Genomic DNA, 3,943 nt, shown 5'->3' on the forward strand with positions numbered 1-3,943 from the left:
GGGACCCGGGTCATGTTCTCGACGCCGCCGGCGAGGCCGACCTCGATGGCGCCGGCCTGGATCTCCCGGGCAGTGCTGCGCAGGGCGGCGAGCCCCGAGCCGCATTGCTGGTCGATCTGGCGGCTGGCGCAGGCACGGCCCCGCTCGCCCAGGCGCCCGGCGAGCCACAGCGGGTAGCGGCCGCCGAAGCTCCACTGCTCCTTGACCGGCAGGGCGCAGCCCACGCTCAGCTCCTCGACGGCGGCGCCGTCGAAATCGCCCCGTGCCAGCAGCGCATCGATCACGGCGGCCAGCAGGGCGTCGCTGCGGGTGTCGGCCCAGGCGTCCACCTCCGGCTTGCGGGGATGGGCGCGGGTGAAGGCGCTGCGGGCGTAGTCGGCGAGATAGACGTCTTTCATGCGCTCGGCTCCTGTCGGGTGGCCTGCTGTCCCCAGCGGTGGAGGAACAGCGCGTAGGTGGTCAGCACGTGGCGGATGGAGTCGATCTCCACGCACTCGTCCACGCCGTGGATGCGCTCGGCCACCGGCCCGTAGCAGGTGCCGTTGATCCCTCCGGCGACGTGGAAGGCGCGCAGGTCGGTGGTGCAGGTGGCGAGGTAGTGGGCCGGCGGCTCGCCTAGCAGCGCCTCGTGGCAGGCCGAGAGCAGCCGGATGCCGGGGGTGTCCAGGTCGACCAGGTGCCCCTCGGAGCGGAAGCCGTGGAAGCTGACCCGGGGAGGCGGCGTGGCGTCGTCGAGCTCGGCATGGCGGGCCATGATGACCTCACGCACCCGGCGCATCATCGCCTCGGGCGGCATGCCCGGCGGGAAGCCGACTCGTCCCTCCAGGATGGCGTGGGCCGGCACGCTTGAGGCCCAGTTGCCGCCCTCCACCCGGCCGATGCTGAGGTTGAAGGGGTGGGGGTGCTCCGCGTAGGGCGCCGGGCGGGGCAGGGCGTTGATCTCCTCCTCCAGGGCCTTGAGCGCCGGGAAATAGCCCTGCAGGGTCTCGATGGCATTGCGGCCGGCGGCGGTGTCCAGCACATGGGCGGGCACCCCGTCGAGGCGCATGCGGAACCACAGCACGCCCACCTGGCCGCTGAGGATTTGGGCGCCGAAGGGCTCGGGGATCAGCACGAAGTCGCCGCCGTAGCCCTGGTGGAGGCAGGCCAGGGCGCCGTTGCCGGTGCACTCCTCCTCGATCACCGTCTGCAGGGTCAGCGGGAAGTCGATGGCCACACCAGCCCGGCGCACTGCCGCCACCGACATCACCATGGCGGCGATGCCGGCCTTCATGTCGCCCGCGCCGCGGCCATAGAGCCAACCGTCCCGCTCCCAGGGCTCCCAGGGTGGCCGGGTCCACATGTCGGTGGGTTCGGCGGGCACCACGTCCAGGTGGCCGTTGAACACCAGGTGCGGGCCTTCGGATTCCGGGTTCAGCCGCGAGACCAGGTTGTAGCGCCCGGCGCACTCCCATTCCGTCGGGGCCCGGTTCGGGTGGTCGGCAAGGCCCGGGGCATCCAGAGGCACCCGGGTCGCCGGCAGGTCCAGCCGCGCGAGCCAGGCCTCCATGGTGTCCAGCGCCCCCTGCTCCTGGCCCAGCACGCTGTAGCCGCGCACCAGGTCGCGGGTCAGGGCCAGGGTGTCGTCCATCAGCGCCTCGCAGGCGGCGACGATGCGCGTCTCGGTGGCATCCAGCATCAGAACCTCCCCATCCGTGATTCATCGATGAGCAGCGGTGCCTCGGTGGCCGCCCGCAGGTCGGCAGGGTCGAGCCCCTCGGCGATGTCCACCACGGCAAGCCCCGCGGGGGTCACGTCCATCACCGCCTTGTCGGTGATGATGCGCGACACGCAGCCGCTGGCGGTGAGCGGCAGACGGCAGCGAGCCAGTATCTTGGGGTTGCCGTGCTTGTCGTTGTGGGAGCAGAGCACCACCAGCCGCCTGACCTTCTGGGCCAGCTCCATGGCGCCGCCGATCCCCGGCGAGAACTTGCCGGGGATCTTCCAGTTGGCCAGGTTGCCGTCGGCGTCGACCTCGAAGGCACCCATGAAGGTGAGGTCGACCCGGCTGCGCCGGATCATGGCGAAGGAGGTGGCGCTGTCGAAGACGCTGGCCCCGGGGCGGGTGGTGATGTAGGCCCCGCCGGAGTCGATCATGTCGTGGTCCGGCGCCTCGCCGTCGCGGCGCGGGCGGCAGCCCAGCACGCCGTTCTCCGAGTGCACCAGCACCTCCATCTCGTCGGGGAGGTAGTGGAAGAGGCGGGTCGGCAGGCCGATGCCGAGGTTGACGATCTGGCCGGGGATCACCTCCCGGGCGGCCCTGGCCAGGATGCGCTGGGTGTCAGAGGCCATGGGGGCGCACTCCCTGTTCGCTGGTGGCACGGTCCACCTGCACCACCTGGCTGACGAAGGCGCAGGGGGTGTGGATGGCATCGATGGGCAGCTCACCCGGCGCGTCGAGGCGGTAGGCCTGGGCGATCACCTGCTCGGCGGCCATGGCCATCAGCGGGTTGAAGTTGCTGGCGGTGGCGCGATAGATCAGGTTGCCGTAGCGGTCGGCCCGCTCGGCGTGTACCAGGGCGACATCGGCGTGCAGGGCGGGCTCGATGCCCCAGGGGCGGCCGTCGAGCTCGATCTCCCGGCGGCCCTCGGCGATCTCGGTGCCCTGGCCGATGTCGGTGAGAAAGCCTCCGTGGCCGGCGCCGGCGCAGCGGATCTTCTCGGCGAGCAGGCCCTGGGGATGGAAGATCACCTCGAGTCGCCCGGCATTCATCGCCTCGATGGCAGTGCGGTTGAGGCCCAGGTGGGAAGTGATCAGCCGCTTGACGCGGCCGGCCTCGATCAGCCTGCCGATGCCGATGCCGGGCTCGTTGGCGTCATTCTTGATCAGGGTGAGCCCGCCCTGGCCGGATTCGAGCAGGGCGTCGAGCAGCGCGAAGGGGGTGCCGGGCGAGCCGAACCCGCCAACCATGATCGTCGCCCCCTCGGGGATGGCGGCCACGGCCGCCTCGATGTCGCGGACCTTCTCGGTGAGCAGCGTCATGACGGGCGGCCCTCCGTCGGCCGGGCGGTGAAGGCGGCGGCCCCGTCGGCCAGCGCCCGGTCGAAGCGCGCCATGGCGAGCGCCAGGCGCTCGAGCAGGGTCCCCACCTCATCGGCGGTGATGGTCAGCGGCGGGGTGACCAGGAAGTGGTCGCCGGCCACGCCGTCCAGGGTGCGGCGGGGGTAGATCAGCAGGCCCTCCTCCTTGGCCAGGGCGGTGATCTGGGCGAAGCGGTTCTGCTCGGCGGGGAAGGGTGCGCGGGTCACGGGGTCGGCCACCAGCTCCACGCCCCACAGCAGGCCGAGGCCGCGCACCTGGCCGACCCAGGGGTAGCGCTCGGCCAGCGCCCGCAGGCCGGCCTCGAGCTGCTCTCCGCGCGCCCGGGTGTTCGCCAGCAGCCCCTCGCGGCGGATCGCCTCGATGACGGCGAGGCCGGTGGCGCAGGCCAGCGGGTTGCCGGCGTAGGTGTGCCCGTGCTGGAAGCCGCCGGCGGCCATCACCGCCGCGACGATGTCGTCACGGGCGAGCAGCGCCCCCACCGGGTAGTAGCCGGCCCCCAGCCCCTTGGCGGTGGCCAGCAGGTCGGGGACGACGCCGTAGTGCTGGTAAGCGAACCAGGCGCCGGTGCGGCCCACGCCGGTGAGCACCTCGTCGAGGATCAGCAGGCAGCCGAATTCGTCGCACAGTGTGCGGATGCCCTTGAGGTAGCGCTCGCCCAGCAGCCGCGCGCCGGTACTGGCGCCGCCCACCGGCTCCAGCACGAAGGCGATGATCGTCTCGGGTCCTGCGGCCTCCATGGCTGCGCGGGTCTCGGCCAGCACCCGGCCCACATGGGCGTCGTCGTCGCCGTCCCGGTGGCGGTAGAAGTCCGGCCCTGGCACCTTGAGCGAGGCGTGGATGAGGTCGGTGAAGGGCGCCTCC

Annotated in this window: 4 protein-coding genes and 1 pseudogene; all 5 read right to left on the reverse strand. The window is 72.1% G+C overall.

The features are described 5' to 3' along the window. Nucleotides 1-398: pseudogene (locus tag IBX53_RS15165) on the reverse strand (acetyl-CoA C-acyltransferase); the annotation flags it as partial. After that, nucleotides 395-1,678 carry an ArgE/DapE family deacylase gene (locus IBX53_RS15170; protein ID WP_290910921.1) on the reverse strand — a complete coding sequence of 428 codons (1,284 nt, stop codon included), beginning with the start codon at nt 1,676-1,678 and terminating at the stop codon, nt 395-397. The gene IBX53_RS15170 and the pseudogene IBX53_RS15165, both read right to left, overlap by 4 nt. Beyond that, nucleotides 1,678-2,331: a 3-oxoacid CoA-transferase subunit B gene (locus IBX53_RS15175; protein ID WP_290910924.1), complete on the reverse strand. Its 654-nt coding sequence runs from the start codon at nt 2,329-2,331 to the stop codon at nt 1,678-1,680. The genes IBX53_RS15170 and IBX53_RS15175 overlap by 1 nt, the downstream gene beginning before the upstream one ends. After that, entirely contained in the window at nt 2,321-3,022 is a 702-nt protein-coding gene (locus IBX53_RS15180) for a CoA transferase subunit A (protein WP_290910926.1), read from the reverse strand. The genes IBX53_RS15175 and IBX53_RS15180 overlap by 11 nt, the downstream gene beginning before the upstream one ends. Then, a partial coding sequence (locus IBX53_RS15185) for an aminotransferase class III-fold pyridoxal phosphate-dependent enzyme (protein WP_290910929.1) occupies nt 3,019-3,943 on the reverse strand: 925 nt, incomplete at its 5' end. The genes IBX53_RS15185 and IBX53_RS15180, both read right to left, overlap by 4 nt.

Source organism: Halomonas sp., from assembly GCF_014859505.1.
Taxonomy (GTDB): domain Bacteria; phylum Pseudomonadota; class Gammaproteobacteria; order Pseudomonadales; family Halomonadaceae; genus Halomonas.

Bases quoted from the DNA above. Each gene is read 5' to 3' on its own strand.
- IBX53_RS15170 (WP_290910921.1), bottom strand. From the start codon at position 1,678: ATGCTGGATGCCACCGAGACGCGCATCGTCGCCGCCTGCGAGGCGCTG.
- IBX53_RS15175 (WP_290910924.1), bottom strand. From the start codon at position 2,331: ATGGCCTCTGACACCCAGCGCATCCTGGCCAGGGCCGCCCGGGAGGTG.
- IBX53_RS15180 (WP_290910926.1), bottom strand. From the start codon at position 3,022: ATGACGCTGCTCACCGAGAAGGTCCGCGACATCGAGGCGGCCGTGGCC.